Origin of the sequence: Methanofastidiosum sp. (assembly GCA_020854815.1) — an archaeon.
Taxonomy (GTDB): domain Archaea; phylum Methanobacteriota_B; class Thermococci; order Methanofastidiosales; family Methanofastidiosaceae; genus Methanofastidiosum.
On record JAHKLW010000002.1, the window covers coordinates 1 to 21,578 of the forward strand.

Sequence of the window (21,578 nt, forward strand, 5' to 3'; positions counted from 1 at the left end):
AAAAAATCTAATGACAGGTAGAACTCTCCTCTTTTAACTAAACTCTCGTTGTATTTGCTCCAGTTGCGCTGCATAAAGCAGTAGGGTTTTTATGGGGTTTAAGCTTTTCGCTTCATTTGAGGTGAATTATTCAACAAAGCACTTTTATAGAAAAGCTTTAAATAGTAAAATTTATAAGTTATAATGTATATTAGCATTAATGAGATGATAGGATGGTTGGCAATGATTATGATGACCTCAAAATGGAGTATGTCAAGCTTAAGCAACAGCTTGATACCTTCATGCAGATCATGCCTCGAATGGGTTACAGTGGCGCTCCGCTAGAATCAAAGGAGATTGTCACGAAACTCGACGAGATAAAGGAAATATTAAGTGCAGCAGCAGTTGAGGAAGGCGGACCGTATGAAGACCCTCTAGTTGGCAGACTTGAGAAACTAATAAATCTCTTGGAATCAAGCATGGTAGTTGAGGGTGATGAGGAAGAAGAGGACAAATTCATGGAGTCACTCTCTAAAGTCGCCGCAACTATGGAACGGGTAGCTGAGTCAATAAGAATGAATACAGAAAAACTTCAAGATATGGAAAAAACCTTTAAGACGATGGGGGAAACTTACACAACAAAACAAGAGCCGCTTAGAAAACCACAGTACGGGCCAGAAGAGCAATTTGAAAGAAAGATAAATGAACAAAAAAAAGAGCCTTCAACTCTAGAAAAACATGAGAAGATTCTTGATGAAACTCTTGATGATTTTTCTGAAAGCGATTTCCTAAAAAAAGTAAATCAAGTCCTCCCTGAAGAAAGGATAGAAACAGTCTTTTCAAAAAAGTCAAATGAATTTAGCCTAGAAAGTGAACCATTCGGCGATGAGCCTTCTATGGAGGACATTTTAAGAGAGGCCCAGGAACTTGGAATCGACACAAAGGAGCTTATGAGAGACTTGAAAAGCGACACCATAAAAACAAAAGGCTCTGGATCAATATTTGCACCAATAACACTTTATGTCCTTGGTATATTCTGGTTGGTATTTGCTGTTCTCTTTTTGTTCAATAATATGGGAATGCTTCCTCTAAACAATCCAATTTCTTCCGTATTTAATATTCTTAGAACAGGATTTATGGGTTTAGTGTTCTACATTGTAATGATGGTTACAGGTATTCCCCCTTTAATCTTTGGAATGAAGGCAAGAACACCTTCAGGTGCGAAGGGGAGCGACAATGGTGTGCTATATATAGTCGGTGCTCTGTGGATTATTTCAGGTATATTATTCGTTATATTCAAAGGACTTCCTGGACTTCCTTTACCCGATCTTGGCATATTCCTTGACCTAGTTCTTTCACTGATACTGATATTCTCTTCGGCCCTTGCTATAGTAATGGGAACAGAGTTTTCAAGAAAGAAGATAATAATGTAATCTTTGAGGTATTCGCAAATCAAAGGATTAACATTAAATAATCTTTTATTATTTTTTATAATATACTCAAAGGTAGTCCAATGAGTTATAAACTATTGAAAAAAAGAGGGCCAAAATCAAAAAAGGCTCAAGTAGAAGTAATTACAGTAATGTTAATCTTAGCCATCACTGTAGCCGCCGTTTTTGCAGCATATCAATTTGCTGCACCCCAGATTGAGAGGTCAAGGGATATTTCACGAATTAATTCAATGCAGAATGCTCTTTTAGAACTTGATACAAAGATTAGAGAGGTCAGATTTGAAGGAGAAGGGGCTCAGCGTTATATTGACATTAATTTTGATAAAGGGAATATTGTTGCTGATCAGAACGATGATACTATCTGGTTTTATATGGCAGCACCAGGTGTGGAAATTGCACCGCAACAGATGGGGATGGATACTTATTTTAGTGGGAGAACTATTAATATAAAACTCCAATATGGTGGGGAAATTGACATTATATCAAGATTTGAAGTGTTGAACTTTGGACAGTATAGAATTTATATAAAAAATGAAGGTGCAAATGATATCCTCTTAAGCCTTTCTCCAGAAATTCCAGTTACTGGAGATACTTGGACTTTGCAGGGGTATGTCTATGACAATACTGAAAATCAAGATGGTAATACTCCTACTTTAGAAACTAATCCTCCACTTGCAAATGCTGAAATCGTTTTTATTAATGATAAACTTGAAACAATTGCTATTACAAGAACAAACTCTCAAGGGAGATATGCTGTAAGACTTCCTAAATCCGATAATTTTAATGATTTGAAATTATATATCCGTGTTAATTTATCTTCATATGTAATGAAAGAAAATGAAGGATTAGTTTATACTAAGACTGATATATACAAAATAGATTTTGTGAAAAACACAGGTCCTTGGATTGTTAATATGAACGAAATTGCCGGAAAATGCGATAATAGTTTTTGGACTGCAAATGTGTATGTTAAAGAAGGCGGTACGTGTGATATGTCTTCCCAGATTTGTGAATGCCCCGGATTTCTAAATATCCCAATGTACAAACTCACAAAACAAGACATTTTTGAATCTGTTCCAATTGCAGTCATTTTGTATGCAGAAGGACCAATTGCAGGAGGCTATAACATAAATTCTGGAAATGAATTGGGCCACCTTCTTTATGATGTTATGGACGCGTTTGATAGCACTTCTACAAGTAATTATAACTGTAATTATTTCGTCGTGTATGGGAGTGTAGACAATCCTGTTGGATTAAGAGACAAAAATAATAATCCAATTAATTATCCCAATTCGTCTATAAATGTTCAAATGTACCCTATTAAATGGCTACTTGATACTAATGAAAGGAGAAGCCCTGCTGAGTACAGTACTCTAAATCCTATATTTGCAGATATTGCTGCTATTGACGGAAATCCAAATATATTGAATTACAGAGATTTTTCCCTTATAATTGTAGGTTCAGGAGCAACAAATGATCCCAACTTGTTGCCAAAACTTAACACTTATAGGGGCGATTTAACAAATTTCTTAACTCTTAATAGACTATCTTTTAAAGGCGTAGATTATTCTAGAGGTCTCATTACCTTTGGTCAGTTTTCAATTGTCGATGGAACAGACCCGGATAGCCCAAATTATTTCCCATACCCTTCTCTTGTAAATGATATTGAACCTCCAAGGATACTAAATGTTAATATCGTTCCAGACGGACAAAACCCATCTGCAATTCAACATCCGTATGTATGGATTAATGCCAACGGAGGAAAGGTAAATCTATATTCAAATATTAAAGATGCAAGTAGCATTATCCATGCTGGAGCTAATGTTAAAAAAGACGGCGTTATAGTTGCAGGAACATTTTTGTTTGATGATGGACGTGTACCGGATAGAATTGCAGGAGACAGTACTTATTCTGCTGAATTGATTCTACCTGGAGATTTATTAGCTGGAACTTATGAGGTTTCTGTTCAATCAACTGATGAGTATGGAAATTTTGTAGAACGTTCTCTCTTCAATCCTGCTGATTCACTCTCAACATATAAATTTGAACTGAGAATAGATACTGCATCCCCAACAAATTCTTCTCCATTGGCATCCTCTATCCCAGTAATAACAACAAGTTCATATACTAAATTATATTCTTCAGTTTCAGATGATTTAAGTGGATTCGATAGATCGACTTATGGGACTCAAATCTTGAAATATGAAGGCAATCCTTTGAGAAACCAAAATCATACTTATTACCATTATCTAACTCTATCCGAAGGTTCATTTAATTATTCCGCAATAACATATGATAAAGCTCAGAACTTTTTAACCCAAAATATCGTAATATTAAGAGATACATCTCCTCCATCTATTTCAGAATATATTCCAGTCGGGACAATAACTACTGGCGCTCCTGAAATTAGGGCGGAATACAACGACCTTGGTGCAGGAATCCGTGGATCTAGATTGTATCTCGATGGAGATAATGTCGATACAAATGCATCTGGGACTAGTATGATTACATATACTCCACCTTCTGACGAAGCTAACGGCACCCATACGGCTTCAGTTTATATTGAAGATAAGTTGGGTAACTTTTTAGTCTTCCCTTGGAACTTTAACATTAATAACCGTGGCCCAACTCTGACGATAACTCAACCAGCCTCCTTTTTAACATTTACCAAAGTTTCACCTATAGATATAATAGGTTCTAAATCAACATCTGGTGAGGTCACATTGGACGTAAATGGTTCGGGATCTCAATCCACTTTTAATCAAAACTTTACTTTTTCAGTTCCTCTTACAGCAAATCAAGTAAATATCGTAAGAATAAATGCAGATGGAGATCCCATAGGCGATGATAACAATACTTTCGTTACTAAGTGGATAATCCATGATAATACATCTCCTGTTATTAATTCTATCTTGGGAGATATCCAAAATGTAAAATCCGGTGGAAGGGCATACGTAACTTTTTCATACACAGAAAAATATCCGGCTTCATATACTATTAAACTATTTAATGGGCCAACTTTTTTAGGACAAACTCAAACAACCATAAACTCTGGGAATGTTAATTCTGTAAAAGCAGGAGGCACTCACCAAATAATAGGGGTAATTGATATACCAAATACCGTTTCTGATGGGCTTTACGATATTGAGATAACAATGACAGACCTTGCAGAAAATGTAAGCAATCCTGAAACAGCAAATATAATCAGAGTAAAAAATTCTGGCCCCTCTATATCAAACCCAGCACCTGCAAACAATGCAACTGCACTATCTACAGATCCAATTACAGTAACCATAACAGATGGAAATGCAGGAGTAGATAGAAATTCAATTAGAATGTTTATATCGGGGCAGTCATACGATAATGTTAGTATTATTAATTTAGAAGTTACAGATAATCTTCTTATTGGTACAACAGTAGATGGGTATACTGTAACCTACAAACCTACATGGGCTTGGGAAAATACTAACAAAATTAATATTTCAATTGAGGCATCTGATAAACTTGGCAATAAAACTTCTGACAGTTGGTATTATATCACTACTTCACAAGTGCCTATTATCAATAATGTATCTCTAGATCATAGGGTGCAAGAAGGCTCAACATCTTCTATGGCCTTTAATGTAGAACAATGTAATAATAAAATTAAAGAAGTTCAGATTCTTGTTGGGAAGTTGGGAAAAGTCACATACAACTCCTCCGGTACGGATCTAATTCTTAGTAGGACGGCAGATTCATTGCCCGGTGGCCCAGCCACAATAACTGGAGTTAATGCGGGCACATGCACAGCAGGAACTTCGTATCGATATAGTTTTAATAACTTAACATTTGAAATCCCGGATTTTGCAGGAGACCTTAATAACAAAATATTTATCGCCGCAGTAAATGATGCAGATTGGGAATCTATTTATGAAACATATCTGATAACTTCAAAACAAAAATATGTTTCTACTCCAAATACCTATTATTATGGTAAATATTCGTGGCTCCCCACATTCCAAGGTTTAGATTTGTCAATTGGAAGAGTATCAAATGAACCAGTTGGATTGAACTATAAGATTTATGGACAGGTCAATGATGCCCACCGAAATATCCCCGTTATGTATACTGCTTGGGAGAAAGTAAAGACTGGCAACAATATTACTATGCTTCAGTGGTCAGGAGGTCTTTACATAGACAAGGAGGATAATAGAATTGAATGGGATCACGGAAAAATTCCCAATGTATTTAAATTTGATCTTGAAGGCCGGCCTGGGTCTGTATGGCCACCCGGAAGACCCTTCCAAGGAAACAGTTGGCTACTCTTGGATATGGACCTTGGCCTATCTGGCCGTCAATTCAATCTAGAGAAATCATCTTTAGAAAATCCTATCGTGAATAGACTTCTAAATGAATTTTCAATGTGCACTCATGATTATTTTGATATAACTGAAACAGGTTGGACAAATAGTAATGTTATAATTAATCTAAAAACTTTCGATAGAATTTACCAAGAGAAAGGAGATCCATTACAGGCCCCCAATCCATCAGGTAATTTTAGGTTGGCAGGAGGAACTATTTTTGCGCCTCAAGCAATTGGGGGGCCTGTCCTTTTGGTAAAGGAAAGGAGAAATATCTTCAATAGTATTGAAGCCACCGCTATTGTTACCTCTTTGGATTTAGATAGATACAAGAATAATAGGAATTCTATGGGCTTAAATATGCATCCTAATGAAGTTTATTCTGGCGATGCGAGAAGATTACAACAGAATATTATTGTATATGCATGCGGCCATGAGATATTAATAGATTGAGATGTGTACATGAAAAAAAGATGTATATTCAATAATAATTTTATTAACTCTAAAAAATCTCAAATGCATGTAGTCATGGCTATAATGTTAATTGCTATATTGCTAGCAACTGTTGTATTTTTCTGGAGAACCTCTGAAGATTTTTCCCAAAGTTATTCTAAAAGTATAGATGAAAAAAGTTTTCAAAATATAGCCACATATATTGAAAACACAGTAGCACATAATGAAATTGCTTGGATTGAAAGAACGCTTGTTCAAACTAATATGGTTATACCTTTGACTAATGATGGCCAGAAATATATTGGAGAAAATGAATTATTCAAAGTAATCTTTATTGATTCGAATAAGATAAAAGTTTATCCTAAAAACAAAAATGGAACAATTAAAGAAGAAAGTGGGAAAGAAGTATTACTAAATACTAGATTCTACGTTGACATTGATATATCCGGAGATTATAATATCTATTCCAATCCAGCAATTCCCGGATTAAAAGACAAAAATATAATAGGCGATTTCTTTTTATTTAAAATTGAACCTATGGTATCTGGCAGAGGTCAAGAATATGTGGTTTATTTGACTCCTACATTCAAATCGGCCGTAATTGGGGATGCAGGTCAACCTCCAGAATCACTAGCAAAAACATGTTTTCTCTTGGAATACCCAAAATCTTATTGGAGTCAATATTATAACAGTGAGGAGAATTCTTATTCCGTTTATCCTTCAAATTATTTTATACTTAACTCCAAAGAAGATGGAATCGATAGCAGATACATTAATTATTACACTAATATTTTCATCCCTTCTAACTCTGATATGATTGAATCCTTATCTGCAAATCCGACTAAAGATGTCCTAAACAACTATATCAAAAGCGGCGGTTCTCTAATAATGCTTTCACAAAATCTAACTCAAAAAACTAGATATGATTTTCTTCCAGTCAACATTACTTTTGATAGTGGAAAATACGATACGATTGGAGTTTCAAAACAACACAATATTACTCTTAATATAGATACATACGAAATAGCTGGAAGTTATTATTCTGCAAATGGAACAATACTTGATCCTTTCGTTGATGGCCCAGCAAATGAAATTTTATTAAGAGAAATTCCATACGGGCCATATCTTAATAACAATCCTTCGCTAATTGTTTCAACTTGGGGGTCGGGAAAAGTAGTCACAACAACTATACCAATGGATATTCACTCTATTGTAGACAATAAATTTAATGTATGCCCTTGGTGGGATCCAGGTCAACTTGGAAATCCACCTGATTGGCATTTTAGAAAACGTCTAGAAGTAAATCCTGGAAATACAATTAGAATCAATGAACCAATTGAAATAATTATAGATCCCACAGTGGATATCAATAGACTTGCGAAACAAGGTTTTTTGAACCTTGAAAATGCGACGCTTGACTTTGATTCGATTAGGGTAATTGAGCTAATTAATGGGAACTGTGAACAAAAAATTGAAGTACCAAGTCAAACTTACCCATATAGGCCTAATATGCAAGCGGCCGGATACAGAAATTCTCCTTTGGAGTTCCACGAGCATACAATTTTCTTTGAATTAGATTCTCCAATTGACATCTTAATTGAAATGGAAGTTCCAGTAGGTTCACAATACAAAGACGAAAACCCATCAATTAATACAGATATCCGCGTTTTTATTAATGATGTTCTTGTCACGGATGTTATTCAAGGAGGAAACACTCCTCTGGCAGGCTACTGGAATCCATTTGATGGCGGCCAAAGCGATGGCCCAAGAAGCTTTAGTTGTACTTTACCTGCTAAATACTTCAATAAAGGAGATAATAAGATTAGGCTTTCAATGGAAAATCCTAACAACAAAGTTTTGACATGGTATCAGAATGTTTTATTTAGACTATATGAGAGAACACCATCAGGAAATAACCTCTTCTTTAGGGAATATCCTCCTGTTTATGTTTATTTTTCGATGGGAGCAAGTCCTTCAAACAATCAATCGAGAACGATACCTGAAACAAAGAGGACATATGATATATATTTCGACATAGAAGAGAATGGCAAGAAATCTGTCCCAGCTTACAGAAATACAGATAACTCTCTCACAGAACACTGGTCTGTTCTTGTCGATAGCCCAGTTATTTTTTCCAATAGCGTAGAAGGGAATCTAAACTCTGAATATTTTCCTGTTCTGATGAATAACTCTTCTCCATCAACAGGGGACGTTGATAACAGCAGCGTGATTGACGTAGTCATTGGAATGAGAAATGGAAATGTAAGATCAATAAGGGGAACAGATGGTGCAACAATATGGGAGAGAAATGTTGTTAATCTGATAGCTGAATATAGATCCGGAAACACTGTTTATCTTCATGCGCCAGTTGGGGTATCATCGCCTGCAATATGTGACTTAAATAACGATGGAATTCTAGAAATCGTAACTGGAGGGGGGAATCTTTTAGCAACTTTTCCACGAACAGGTGCATCAAGAACAATTACAGTTGGGACTGATTCTTGTGTTGTTTCAATTATTAATGCTGCTACTGGAGATATTCTATGGACCTTTCCAATAGATGGAGCAATGCTATCGGCTCCTATTATAGCCGATATCGATAATGATGGTTATGACGATATAATTGTAGTTGACACTGTTTTTAGTTTACCCTATAGTATTAATCAAAATCATTTTGGGAATAACAATATTTCAATAAGAAATAATATTTATGCATATAGTGGGCAAACTCGCCAAAGAATATTTAAGATATCTGGAACACAAATGAACATATCTCCTAGGTTATTTGCATACAGACTTTCTAGTTCTCCTTATACTCCATATATTATGATTCCCTCAACATCCCCTGCAGTTGAAGATATAAGTGGAGACGGTCGTCTAGATATAGTATGGACATCTGTAGATGGAAATGTATACTTGATTGAAGGAGGAACTTGGAACAATCGAGTTCTTAATAATTTCTCAATTCCGAATATTACTCCTTCTATGCCATTGGGATATATTATTTCTTCTCCAGTGATTGCCCAAACAGACTATTTTAAAGATTATAAAGACATATTAGTGTCAGTAATTCAAAATGATCTAGTAAGGTCATATATTATTGATGGTAGAACTGGCGCCTTAACCCAATTAAACATTCAATCAAATTCTAATGATTTAATCTCAGGACATCCAGTTGCGCATTCACCAAATGGATTTCACTTAAGAGGACCTCAAATGATTGTTCCAGGTGGCCAATATCTTATGATACAGCATCTTGACTTAACACATCAGGTAAGGGGTCGAATTACTCAGACAACTTCACTTACGTCATCTTATGCTACACCTGTTATAGTAGAAGTCAATAATTATAGTACTTACCAAAAAAAATATGATGCCTTCTTTTTTGATTGTGTACTGGGGGCAGAAAACGGCAACTTATATGCTTTAGCATACCGGGACACTACCCAAGGCGACGATAATGGTGATACATCTCCACCACCTAATGATGCGAATAAACTTAACAAATTATGGGAGTATTCTACAGGAAGCCCAATAAGGGGGTCTGTGGCCGTTGATGATATCGATAACGATGGAAAATCTGAAATAATTTTCATGACTCACGACGGTAGAGTTATCTCATTGAACGTTGGATATCATTACACACGCTGGAATTTTAACAGATACGATCTGCATGGAACTGCAAACACATTAACTAACCTTAATCCCGTATCTTATACCTTCTCCGAACCAGAAGCAATAGAATTAGGCAACTCTTTGGACCCTTATGACGACAAATTTAGATTGATATCTACATTTACTCTGGGGGCCTCAAATAAGTTACAAGCTTACATGTCTGAAAAATGGATGATGATAGACACAAATAGAAATAATTTGTTTTCTGATGAGAGAGTTCTTTATGAAAAAGATCTTACAAAGTTTAATATGAATACTTATGAAGGAAGGCCAATAGAAACTACTTACAACATTGAATCAATTTATGGGGACGTAATCAATAATAATTATATGATTACTTTCATAGACAGAGGAATGATTAGATTGTTCAATAATATCATGGCATATACCTCTGCACCAACAAAGAACATCCAAATTGAAGAAGGTATATGGGTGAACCTAGATATACCAAATACTATTGGAACAAGGGAATATATCATTGAAGGAACTGGAACTCATTTAACAATCTATGATCCTAAGAATGCAGAGGTACAATACACTAAAGAGCTTAGAGGAATGAGTATATATGGGACAATCTCTAGCATATCAAAAAATAAATATGTTGTTATAACTAGTTATGGTGCTTATCTGTCGCCCAATCCACAGGAGGGTTAAAAATAAAAGTCTTGTTTAAATTTAAAAAGTCTAGAAAAGGGCAAGATATAATTGACAACATAATTGCTCTTGGAATATTTACTATCGCTTTTCTTTATGTTGTATATATTGCTGCAAATTCACTTAATCCTTACCTTGAAAAAACTGAATATGTTGACGTTCAACTCACCGCAATTTCTTCTATTGAAAAAATAATGTCTGACCCTACATATGGTCTTGTTTCGAGAAATCACGTTCTATCTTATGATAAAATGGTTGACTTTGTATCAAATGAAGATACATCAAGATACTCATTATGTCCTTTAGAATCGTCAACTAATAGTTACATCTCACTATTAAGAAAACTTGGATTATTAGATTACTCTAATAAAAAATCTGTTTATGACTTCCAGATTCTAATATCTTCCACACATACAGAAGTTAACACTATAGGAATAATGACTCAAAAAGATATTAGTGATCTAAATTATTCTTTACCTGCTGATTCTTCTCCTTCTGACACATATCCTCCGCATTTTAACACAGAAACTGTTTATCTTGGAATTAGAGCATATGAATTTTTAGTTATAGATAAAGATCAAGACGGAGAATATGACCATCTCTTTATTGATATAAATATGAACAAAGATTTTCAGGATGAAGTTACAAATGAGATTTATGGGCGTGATGAAGATAATAATCCAAGATCCGGATTTATTAAAGGAGATACTTTCATACTTGATTCTAGAAGCTACATAGTGACAGACATATTTAAATCAGGACAAGGTGCTCAGTTTCTGAATATTGATGCAGCCGATATAGTTCTGGGCAGACATAGAAGTTATTCTGATATAGTTCTAGTTATATCTAGGCTTGTACTAGTTGAAGAATTTGGAAACTTATCTGAAAAGAGGCTGACTCTGATTATGTGGGAGGGAAGCAGGCTATGCTCATGAACAATAAATCTGTAATGAGGACATTTGAGGCCATAATCGCAGCAGTTATAATGATATTGGGCGTTTCATTCATTCTAAGTGATGCAGGAACAACATTTTCTTCCAATCCGTCTTGGGAAGTAATAAATGCTCGTAACTCTGCAGAAGACGTTCTTGTAATATTGGAAAAAGGCGTAATTAACAATCAAAGTGAAATTGGATATTATATCACAAATAGAGAGTTCAATGCACTTGAGATGAAACTAAGATCTATTATTCCCACAGGTTATGCCTATAAATTTAATATTTTTGAGATTTCAAATATAGTCTATGTCAATACTCACGGAGAAGCTAGTAATGATTTGGATAATCCTGGATCTCTTACTAACGGTTATAGAGTAGGTACTCTAAGAAATAATAACAATATTTGGAAATTCCATGAAACACAAACAGGGTGGCCTGGTGATTACACAATATACTTCCCAGACGGTGGCAGTGTAACTATATATGGTTTGTTAGTAGTTGATCTAATTGATGAAATTCCAGGTTACGATAGCGTTTTTTTAAAACTTGAGAGAGGTAATCCTTCTGCACCTTTGGATTTTTCAACCTCAACGACAAAACTTTCAAGTAGAACTCCTCTAAAAGTAGGAGATCTAGTTTCCTTTTCATCATATTCTGGAGACGTGGAGTACGAATATACTTATCAAATATCAAATATAGCAAGAGATGGCAACTCTATATCATTTGCATTACTTGATGAAACAATGTATATTGATGTACTTGGAAATAATCAAAAAACAGTCAATATTTTTAATGATACTTTTAGATTCACTCTTATTGATAGCGTTAGAGGAGATACCCTTGATATTGAGAAAAAAATCGGCGAGCCCAATCAATTTACTACTTATACTAGAGGCTTAAGACAAGGAGATTGGGCCGTTTTCGGCGATTATTCTGGAAATATAAAAACTTTGTCTTATAAGGAGAATAATGGACATATAATCATTAATATTGTTCCGTATAAAAAGAATATTACAAATATTGAAAAACCTGGAGAAATGGATTCAATTATATCCGCCAAAAGAATCGTTTCTACAATGGATAGCAGCAGTAATGTGAGGACATATTACGTGTCTTTAATAATGGGGAGGCAAAAAATATGAATAATAAATCCCAGTTTTTTATCTTTGCCGCAATTCTTGTAATAATATCCCTTTTAGCTATTCAGTATTCACTTTTATCGTACAGGCAAGTATCTCAATCTGTAGAAGGCGTAAGATATTCCGATATACCCTTCATATCAAGCTATATCGAAAGTTCATTCAGAGATACTTCTAAAAACGCCTTTGAAGAGATATATAGAACTGGAAAACTTTCTTCAATTCACAATGCATTTGCAGGCATATATTCTGCACACTATGCAATTGAAGAAAAAGAATTAAACTATTATCTGTCAAGGCTCGATGTTGGTATAGAAGTAACTAAATCAAGCAACATAACTTTTGATGATGATGTTTTATTTATTGGACCTTCTATATTCGAAGTTGGGAATTTCAATAGAAAAATATTAATTGATACAAGAAAAATTTCAGATTCTCCTAAAAGATATATGATGAGTTCAGACATAGGAGAATTTGAAGTTGCGCCGTTAAATAAATTATCTGAAGCTGCACCTTCAAATCCTTATGTTATCCATAGAAATGACAATACTATATTCAAGGAAGGTAATTATTCCTCTGGCTCAAGAATTACCTATAACAATAGAGCATATACACTTGGGGAATATAGGGTTACATATGCGGGGATGAACAATATAGAAAACAGAGCCCCTTTTTTAGAAAACTATTCTTTTAATATTGGAAATAATTATGTGAACATATTAGATCAAAATGGGAATCAAATAACTATAGATGGCATTTCTATATTTTTTGAGGGCGATGTTTTCCTATTAGATAATTACCTAATCAAAATTACTGACATTAAATATATTTCAAATGGGCAAAGAGATGACTATGTCAAGTACACAATATTCAACATACAAATTTCTCTCCAGGAGACGGAGAGGAGAAGGCAATCATTTGACCCTAATGAAGCACCTGGATTAAGATACGGGCTAATAGATGTATTGGCAATTAAAGAAAACGGAGTTAGAACTACTGAAATTCTAACAGGGGATACAGTTATTATTTCCTCTTCCATTCATAATGACCTTGAAAGCCCAATAACAGACAAAGATATTAATGGGTCAAAAAAATTGGGAAGTTCAATAAAGATGTGGGAAATAATAAATGTTTATTTGGTATTAGACGAAGGAACATTTGAATCTGAAGGTTCTAGATACAAAGTCAAAATAAACACACTAACTAAAAAGATAGAAGGAATTTATGAAATAAGTGGAACTTCTGAAATACTAATTGATATCCAGAGATGTCGTAGAGATTCATTAGGCAATCTAATATGTGTTTCTGCATATCCAATTGAAGAAGGATTTGAATTTGATTTAAGAGGGGAGCAGTATGTCGTTAGAAGTATCTCTACTAATTTAGTTAGTTTTCTTAGAAGAAGTACCGACACTTTAGATGTAAAGACTGAGTTAATTGGAGAACAATATTATGGTGAATTTAAATTAAGTAGCAATACATACGAACTTCGTTTAGTTAAAGATATACTAGGGAATGTTGATCCATATCAAATAGTTCTTGAATCTCTTTTGGGAAATGATATTTCTTTAGAAATAGGGGATCCTGTAGTGATAAATAATTATGTTCTTGTATTGGATAGTGTCAATTACCTAAGCAAAGATGAAAAATGGCATGTTTACTTTAAATATTTCGACATGTCTTCTGAAATGAAACAATTCCCCATTGGAAAAACTAGACTTTTCTACGGGTGGAAGGATGGAGAGTATCAAGTAGTAAATAAATGGAAGTACAGTTATAACGATACATCAGATAAAATAACAATAGAATCCAATAGCCCTTCTTTTTCGAAAGATACTAATGGTGCTTTAGTAACTGACGATGGATTACTTGCATGTTTCTCATCTATTAACAGTCAAAACTTCTTTGAATATGACCTTTATTATCCTCAACAAGGTCAGCTAGTTTGGCTTAGTGACACCAGAGCATTATTTGAAGAAATAAACACATTTAATAAATATATAAAAATTAGAATAGATGAAAATAAAAACGGAATTATAGATGATAATGAAGGATATATCCATGTCAATGGTTCTGACAAAATTCTAGAAAAAGATATATTCTATTGCGGAGGGGTAGGATTCCAAGTAATATCTATAATTCCATATCATAAAGACGAACCCGGAAGAGTCTTACTCAAAAGAATTCCATATTACCAATATGTCCCGATATTAGAAAGGTCTGGAAGACCCAATATAGAGGAATTCACGACTTTTATATCTACTTATAAATACAATGTAAAAAGGCCCGGCGATTATCTAATTGTATTCACGTATTCATTTGAAATAGACGGAATCAAAAAAGAAACTAGTCAATATTATAACTTTAAAGTATATCAATAGTATAATTTGTATTTCAATACCGATAAGTATTTATATGCATTAATAGAAACTAATAATAGAGGAATGAGTTATGAGAAAAAAAGGAGCTCTCAAGTTAATGAAAAAACTCAAAGAATCTGATGTTTTTCTAGATAGTGAACCGAAATCTAGTTATGAGAAGCTCAAGAAAAAGAGTGAAGTTGATTTTTTAAAAAAAGAAGGTGTGTCCTTAGGTGAGAGAACATCACCTCCTCATCAATTCTCAAATGAAGTAAAAAAGGAGATATTAGAAGAAATACCTGAGACAATAAAAAGTGAAGTTACAGATCATGTTGCCAAAGAAGTTGCATCGACAGTTGGCAGTGCAACTTTTGTTATATCGGGCCCTGTAACAATAGAAGGGGGCAGACTTCCTTCGTTAGAAGAAGAAAAGAGAGTAATAATGAAGGATCAAGATATACTCATGATCCCTCAGAAATGGAAAACTCAAGATTACACTGGTTTTGATGAAAGATACCCATTAATTGAGCCGTATGCTTATGCAAGGATTAAATGGGATGAAAAAATTTCTAAACTAACTTATTTAATTGAAGAACCTGAACTTTCAGAAGCTGAAATAACTAGACTCCTTACTATCCAGGGAATAATTCAAGAAGAACTTGAAGTAGATTTCAAAAGTCTTCAAGAAAAGAGTGAGTTAGTAGACTATTTAGAAAATAAAACTCTGGAAGTTATCGATGAGTTAAATATTCAGTTATCTCCTGATGCGTTTGAAAAGATTATGTATTACTTAAGAAGGAATTATATAGGACTTGGCTCCATAGAACCTTTTTTTCATGATCCCTTAATAGAAGATATAAGTTGTGATGGAACAGGCATTCCAATTTATGTTTATCATGCAAAATATGGATCTCTTCCTTCGAATATATTATTCAAATCAGATGACGATGCAAACAGTATAATAATTAAGATGGCACAAAGATGTAATAGACATATTTCAGTTGCCGAACCTTTACTTGATGGAAGACTCCCGAACAACTCAAGAGTTCAAGCCACATTTGGTAGGGAAGTCACCCAGCATGGACCTACTTTTACCCTTAGAAGATTCAAAACAGATCCAATGACGCCTGTGCAATTGATAAATTACAAATCCTGCCCACCAAGAATATTTGCATATATGTGGTTGGCACTTGAACATTCCTATACTGCTTCTACTATAATCTCCGGAGGAACTGCTACAGGGAAGACCTCAATGTTAAATGCCCTAGCTATCTTCTTGCCACCTGAAGCAAAAATAGTTACAATCGAAGATACTCAAGAGTTAAATCTCCCGCAAGAACACTGGCTGCCTGCAGTTACGAGGTCTGGATATGGAGCCTCTACGACTGAAGGAAAGAAACAGGGAGAAGTTGATATGTTTGACTTACTTAGAGCTGCATTAAGACAAAGACCTGATTATTTGGTAGTTGGTGAAATTAGAGGGGCAGAGGCAAATGTAATGTTTACAGGTATGGCCACAGGACATCCAGGGATGGGGACGATCCATGCAGATTCAATGGATGCTTTAGTTAATAGACTTATTACTAGGCCAATTAATCTTTCTCCAGCACTTCTCCAATCCTTAAACATCTGCTTCTTATTAACTCACGCTAAAATAGAAGGAAAAGCGATCAGAAGAGTTAAAGAAGTAATCGAAATAACAGGAATGGATTTGAAAAAAGGAGAACCGATTTATCAGACTGTTTTTAAATGGGATCCAGGTTCTGATGAATTTATTTTCAATGCAAAAGAAAGTAACATAGTAAAAAGGATAGCAATATCTAGGGGAATGTCTCAAGAAGAAGTATGGGAAGAAATTAACAGAAGATCTCTTGTCTTAGGCTGGATGGCCGAGAATAATATAGTTAACTTTAGAGATGTGAGCAATATAATAAAGGAATATATGAGAGATCCTGATGTAATTTTAAAAAAGATACAAAGTTGAACACATGTTAGGTAGAAATAAAGAAAAGGACCTAGCAGTCCAAGAGATTGAAAAATATCAAAAAAGAGGCTTCTTCATGAACTATGGGAAGATGGCCCATAAAAGATTTGGTTTTCTTGTAGACAAAAGATTAAAGAATTTTGAAGAACTTCATGCCCCCTTAAGAAAAGGAGATATACCTCTTAATCTTGGGGCTTATGTAAGTGCAATGATTCTTACTACTGTCATTGCGGGCATTATGGCGTTATTGATATCAATAATTATTGTTCCTATCTTTTTAGGAGATTTTGTCAATAGCATTATCTCCCCAGACAAACCTGTTAATTTTACTTTTAATTTAATTTTAATTATTCTTATTTCGCTTTTAACTGCTGTTACAACTTTCTTAGTATTTTGGGCATATCCATCTTTTAAGGCAGGAGAAAGATCTAGGAAGATTAATCTTGCTCTCACAAACGCTGTTAATACAATGGCAACTATAGCAGGAACTGGAGTACCTCCAACTGTCATTTTTTGGTCACTTGTCGAATTTAGGAGATATGGTGAAGTATCAAGAGAATCTGAAAAGATTTTAAATGACGTTGAAAACTTTGGGCTTGATTTAGTTCAGGCACTTCAGAGGGCCGCTAACAGATCTCCATCACCGATATTTAGTGAACTTTTATGGAAGATGATAGCAACCATTAGAACAGGCGGAAATCTTAGAGAATATCTATATCTTGAAGGGAATAGGTTAATGGAAGCCGAAAGAATGAAAACTGAAGCGGCTATAGAAACTATTGGTTTAATAGCAGAAACTTATGTAACTGCTTTAGTCGTAGGGCCGGTCTTCATAATAATCATGACAACTATTATGGGAATAATGGGAACTCCAATGTCACAGGTAAATTTAATTAATAATATTGTTGTATATTTTGGGCTGCCTATAGGCTACGCTATATTCATAATTGCAGTCGATCAGGTGGCACCAAAGAGGTAGTATAGGGTGAAAATTTGAGAAAGAAAAATTACAATCTCTATGTAATGGTTGGGAGCATAGCTGCAGGGATAATCATAGGATTACTCGGATTTTTCATTTTAGATTTAAGTGAGCTAGTTATTGCGGGAATAGCTATTGCTGTTGGGCCTTATCTTATTTTAAAAATGAGAGAACAAGCATGGATTACCGAAATTGAAGATCAATTTCCCGAATTCTTAAGGGCGCTGGCAGATTCTCAAGCTGCAGGAATGACTTTACCACAGGCAATAAAAATGTCACAAGAAGATGATTATGGGAGACTTACAGACGAAATAAAAATCATGGCCTCAAAAATTTCATGGGGGATACCATTTGATGAGGTGTTGACATCTTTTGCAGATAAGGTAAAAAGTGATAACATTCAAGGAACAGTATCTTTAATTGTTATAGCCCACCATGCGGGAGGGAATATCATTAAAATCTTGGAGTCTGCAGCAGAAAGTGCAAGAATGATGAGAGGGCTTGCAAAGGAGCAGGCTTCTAAATTGGGCCAGTACACAGGTATTATCTATATTTCTTACCTAGTTTTTCTTTCGGTAGTTTTCTTACTTCAAACTCAGTTCGTTGAGGTATTCTCTGAAATTACACTTCCAACAGCAAAAGAAACAATAAGCAAAGATGCATTTAAGACAACATTTCAAAACATGCTTATTATACATGGCGTTTTAGCAGGCCTTATGATTGGAAAGATGACAACAAACTCTTTGTTTTCGGGGATTAAACACAGTATAATACTTACTGCGATTGGGTATATAACATTTAGATTCATTATAGAGTCTGATATTCTCATTGGTTTTCTTGGATAGTATTTTTTTCTATCCCCCATCTTGTTCTAACGGCCATACCTCTCTCAAAAGACCTTACTTCTCTCGGAGAAAGCATTAAGGTCCCCGTTCCCAAAAGATTGTCCTTTGAATCTACAATAAGGATCTCTTCATATGCCCTAAGATTTTTGTCCATGTCCAAGACAAATTTTGAAAATACATTTGCACCATCTTTTATAAAAGGGGCAGCTTCTTCATCAACAATTATTCTGTATCTGGGATAAGGAATTATTTCCTTCAATCTTTTTAGCCCCTCAATATTTGGTGTAAATAGACCATCTCTAGCCCTTAAAGTTGCAAGCATAATTCCATTTTTATCAAAGACATAGCGGATCATTCCTGTTTTTGATCTTTTAACGATAACATCATGGAACAATCTATCCCCCACATTAGGGCCAAACTGGTAGTCTGCAATTACTTTTACAATATGTTCATCCTCCATTTCAGAATCCCCTCTTACTTTTCTTTCCTCTTCCATTTCACATTGTCCAAATGGATATGTAAATTCAAGTTCTTTAGGATATTTTCCAAAGAATAGGTGTTCATCGTATTTTTTTGATTTTATATCTTTTATTCTTTTTTTAGTTCTTTTCACAATTGGCCTTAAATTTGATTCGGCTCCCGTATAGAATATTGAGGATCTTTTTGTAAAAGGGTCATATTCTTCGAGAATATCATAATAATCTTTGATTCTTCTATATGCAAGCAGTAACCGAGGGTGGCTCCTAATTCTTGTTTCGACTAGCTCAAATAGATTTCCTTCATGGATAGCTTCTTTTATTATTTTTATTTCTTCAAAAGTTGCATGTAAGTTATGACTTGAAAGGAGTTCTACCCTTTTTTGATCATTCTCATTAATTAGTTCTTGAGCAGTATATTTTCTACATACAGGACAATTACAGGGTAAATATTTCATTTCATTAAGTTTTTTGGTACCGTAAGATGTTAAATATCTTGAATCTTGAGCATAGAGAACATATGCAGCGGAATCAAAAAGATCACAGCCCAAAAGAACAGATAATGATAATAGCATTGGGTGACCCGCCCCAAAAAGATGTACGGGTCTTGAAGGCGAAAGATTTCCTTTTGCTGTTAGAATAATATCTATCAACTCACTAAATCGATACTCCATCATCAAAGGGACTACACCGCCTATTGGATTTACTGTAAAAGGTAATTTACTCATCTCTTCAGCAGATTTTTTTCTTAAATCTAGGTGAGTTCCTCCTTGGATTGTTCCATTTAAATTTAGATCAAATTCAAATGATTCTCTTGCCCTTTCAAGTGTTATTTCTAGATCTGATAGAGCTTTTCTATATGGTTCATCGGGATGAGTTGGTATATCAAGAAATGTTCCTATATCAACTCCAATGTCTTTTTGAAATTGTAATATCTCTTTGTTTTCTATTTCTATATCGCCATATGCGGCCATCTGAAAAGAGCCGGAATCAGTTTCTATAACTCCGTCAAAATCGAGCATTTTGTGAACTCCTTTTTTAAGAGCTTCTTCTTTGAGTTTTGGAGTTCTATAAATAATATATGAATTTGTGATTAGCATCTCCGCCCCGTAATCAGCCATGTCCTTTGGGGCGATTACTATCTTGTTGGGGTTAATAACGGGCATTAGTGTTGGTGTCTCAACTTTTTTTTTGTCTATTGATAGTTTCCCTATTCTGCCTAATCCATCTTTTGCCTTTATTTCAAACATTTATCCGCCCCCTACAGGAGAAAAAAGAGCTATCTCAAATCCTTTTAAAACTAGAGTTTCGTCTCTACCAGTAAAAGAATAGTCCTTTCCATTTACAATAATCCTTATCTCATCCTTTAAAAAAGATTCCTTCAATGGGGGATATTTTTCTGAAAGAAGATTCTTTAGTGTGCCAATTTTAATTGATTCAACTTCAATAATTTCCTCTCTTTTCAAAGTGATATCCTTTAAATCTCCAAAATAAAGAACCTTCATACTATTTAATATGCCAAGTGATTTTATAATCTTAACTCAAAAGGCATCCTTTCTATTTCTATTTTTCTGTTAAAAGGATCAATTATCTCAATACCTTCTTTTCTTGATAATATGCAAAGTCCCGATAAAGCTTCTGTAGAGCAAAGAAGATGCTGATTTGGGTGAGTACCTGCTTCTATGCAAGAATCTAGAATTATTTTATCTCCGCATCCAAAGACTAATTTAAGCCTCTTGGAAGCAGGATGGCCATTCTTTAAGATTATAAGTGGAAAAGAAAACTCTCGCAGCGAGTATAATGCTGATATAACGATTGCCTTAATTTTTGTGTCTTTTGCGAAAGAGGAAACAGCAAGAATATCTTCATTTCCCGTTCCAAGTACTATCTCTTCCTTATCAGTTTCCAATAAGAAGGATTTACCTTTAGATTTAACTATTCCTAAGAAGTAATCTTTATGAGATAGGAACAATATCTCCTCATTAGCCAAAGGAAGAAATAAATTATTATCCAATTTTAATAACCTTGTCTGAAGAACATTTTGGGCATTTTGGATTTTTTCCAACTCCTTTATACTGTGTACCACATTCGGTACAAACATAGCCTTCTGGACCTTCGGGCATATCTACATCAAAACTTCCACCAACACTGCAAATATCAATCACCAAAGTCTGATAAGGGTTTTGTTTTTATATGTATTTTGATGTGCCCTTACTTTTTTAAGTAATAATCCCTAATCAATTATCTTTATGTTATTGTAGATATCCCCAATCAATTCAAAAATTTTATATATGATTTTGATTTT

Annotated in this window: 13 protein-coding genes; 9 read left to right on the forward strand and 4 right to left on the reverse strand. The window is 34.5% G+C overall.

From position 1 onward, the window contains the following. The first annotated feature begins 212 nt into the window (after positions 1–212). The 9 genes from KO464_00065 (at position 213) to KO464_00105 (ending at position 18,797) form a co-directional block, all read left to right on the forward strand. A complete protein-coding gene (locus tag KO464_00065; protein MCC7571768.1) occupies positions 213–1,412 on the forward strand; it encodes a hypothetical protein in 1,200 nt (399 codons plus the stop codon). 80 nt (positions 1,413–1,492) lie between these two features. Continuing rightward, positions 1,493–6,223, forward strand: coding sequence for a hypothetical protein (locus tag KO464_00070; GenBank protein ID MCC7571769.1), 4,731 nt, complete (start codon positions 1,493–1,495; stop codon positions 6,221–6,223). Positions 6,224–6,232: 9 nt separating this feature from the next. Then, positions 6,233–10,552 carry a PQQ-binding-like beta-propeller repeat protein gene (locus KO464_00075; GenBank protein ID MCC7571770.1) on the forward strand — a complete coding sequence of 1,440 codons (4,320 nt, stop codon included), beginning with the start codon at positions 6,233–6,235 and terminating at the stop codon, positions 10,550–10,552. A gap of 11 nt (positions 10,553–10,563) precedes the next feature. After that, positions 10,564–11,487 (forward strand): hypothetical protein, encoded by a 924-nt coding sequence (locus KO464_00080; GenBank protein ID MCC7571771.1) that lies wholly within the window; start codon positions 10,564–10,566, stop codon positions 11,485–11,487. Beyond that, positions 11,478–12,632 carry a hypothetical protein gene (locus KO464_00085; protein ID MCC7571772.1) on the forward strand — a complete coding sequence of 385 codons (1,155 nt, stop codon included), beginning with the start codon at positions 11,478–11,480 and terminating at the stop codon, positions 12,630–12,632. Before KO464_00080 ends, KO464_00085 begins: the two co-directional genes overlap by 10 nt. Next, positions 12,629–15,010 carry a hypothetical protein gene (locus KO464_00090; GenBank protein ID MCC7571773.1) on the forward strand — a complete coding sequence of 794 codons (2,382 nt, stop codon included), beginning with the start codon at positions 12,629–12,631 and terminating at the stop codon, positions 15,008–15,010. The genes KO464_00085 and KO464_00090 overlap by 4 nt, the downstream gene beginning before the upstream one ends. Before the next feature lie 70 nt (positions 15,011–15,080). Then, the gene (locus tag KO464_00095) at positions 15,081–16,973 is read left to right on the forward strand and encodes a type II/IV secretion system ATPase subunit (protein MCC7571774.1); all 1,893 of its coding nucleotides are present in this window, start codon (positions 15,081–15,083) and stop codon (positions 16,971–16,973) included. 4 nt (positions 16,974–16,977) lie between these two features. After that, positions 16,978–17,952, forward strand: coding sequence for a type II secretion system F family protein (locus KO464_00100; protein MCC7571775.1), 975 nt, complete (start codon positions 16,978–16,980; stop codon positions 17,950–17,952). A 14-nt stretch (positions 17,953–17,966) separates the two neighbouring features. After that, positions 17,967–18,797, forward strand: coding sequence for a type II secretion system F family protein (locus KO464_00105; protein MCC7571776.1), 831 nt, complete (start codon positions 17,967–17,969; stop codon positions 18,795–18,797). On the opposite strand, the gene tgtA is transcribed toward KO464_00105, so the two are convergent. Genes tgtA through KO464_00125 form a run of 4 tightly spaced genes read right to left on the reverse strand, consistent with a single transcriptional unit; the run spans position 18,778 to position 21,438 of the window. Further along, the gene (gene tgtA, locus KO464_00110) at positions 18,778–20,523 is read right to left on the reverse strand and encodes a tRNA guanosine(15) transglycosylase TgtA (protein MCC7571777.1); all 1,746 of its coding nucleotides are present in this window, start codon (positions 20,521–20,523) and stop codon (positions 18,778–18,780) included. The two genes, KO464_00105 and tgtA, sit on opposite strands and share 20 nt — an antisense overlap. Next, a complete protein-coding gene (locus tag KO464_00115) occupies positions 20,524–20,778 on the reverse strand; it encodes a MoaD/ThiS family protein (GenBank protein ID MCC7571778.1) in 255 nt (84 codons plus the stop codon). Positions 20,779–20,801: 23 nt separating this feature from the next. Then, entirely contained in the window at positions 20,802–21,287 is a 486-nt protein-coding gene (locus KO464_00120; GenBank protein MCC7571779.1) for a hypothetical protein, read from the reverse strand. Next, positions 21,280–21,438 (reverse strand): hypothetical protein, encoded by a 159-nt coding sequence (locus tag KO464_00125; protein ID MCC7571780.1) that lies wholly within the window; start codon positions 21,436–21,438, stop codon positions 21,280–21,282. The genes KO464_00120 and KO464_00125 overlap by 8 nt, the downstream gene beginning before the upstream one ends. Positions 21,439–21,578: the final 140 nt, after the last annotated feature.

Bases quoted from the DNA above. Each gene is read 5' to 3' on its own strand.
- KO464_00075 (MCC7571770.1), top strand. From the start codon at position 6,233: ATGAAAAAAAGATGTATATTCAATAATAATTTTATTAACTCTAAAAAA.
- tgtA (MCC7571777.1), bottom strand. From the start codon at position 20,523: ATGTTTGAAATAAAGGCAAAAGATGGATTAGGCAGAATAGGGAAACTA.
- KO464_00070 (MCC7571769.1), top strand. From the start codon at position 1,493: ATGAGTTATAAACTATTGAAAAAAAGAGGGCCAAAATCAAAAAAGGCT.
- KO464_00085 (MCC7571772.1), top strand. From the start codon at position 11,478: ATGCTCATGAACAATAAATCTGTAATGAGGACATTTGAGGCCATAATC.
- KO464_00090 (MCC7571773.1), top strand. From the start codon at position 12,629: ATGAATAATAAATCCCAGTTTTTTATCTTTGCCGCAATTCTTGTAATA.
- KO464_00100 (MCC7571775.1), top strand. From the start codon at position 16,978: ATGTTAGGTAGAAATAAAGAAAAGGACCTAGCAGTCCAAGAGATTGAA.
- KO464_00115 (MCC7571778.1), bottom strand. From the start codon at position 20,778: ATGAAGGTTCTTTATTTTGGAGATTTAAAGGATATCACTTTGAAAAGA.
- KO464_00065 (MCC7571768.1), top strand. From the start codon at position 213: ATGGTTGGCAATGATTATGATGACCTCAAAATGGAGTATGTCAAGCTT.
- KO464_00095 (MCC7571774.1), top strand. From the start codon at position 15,081: ATGAGAAAAAAAGGAGCTCTCAAGTTAATGAAAAAACTCAAAGAATCT.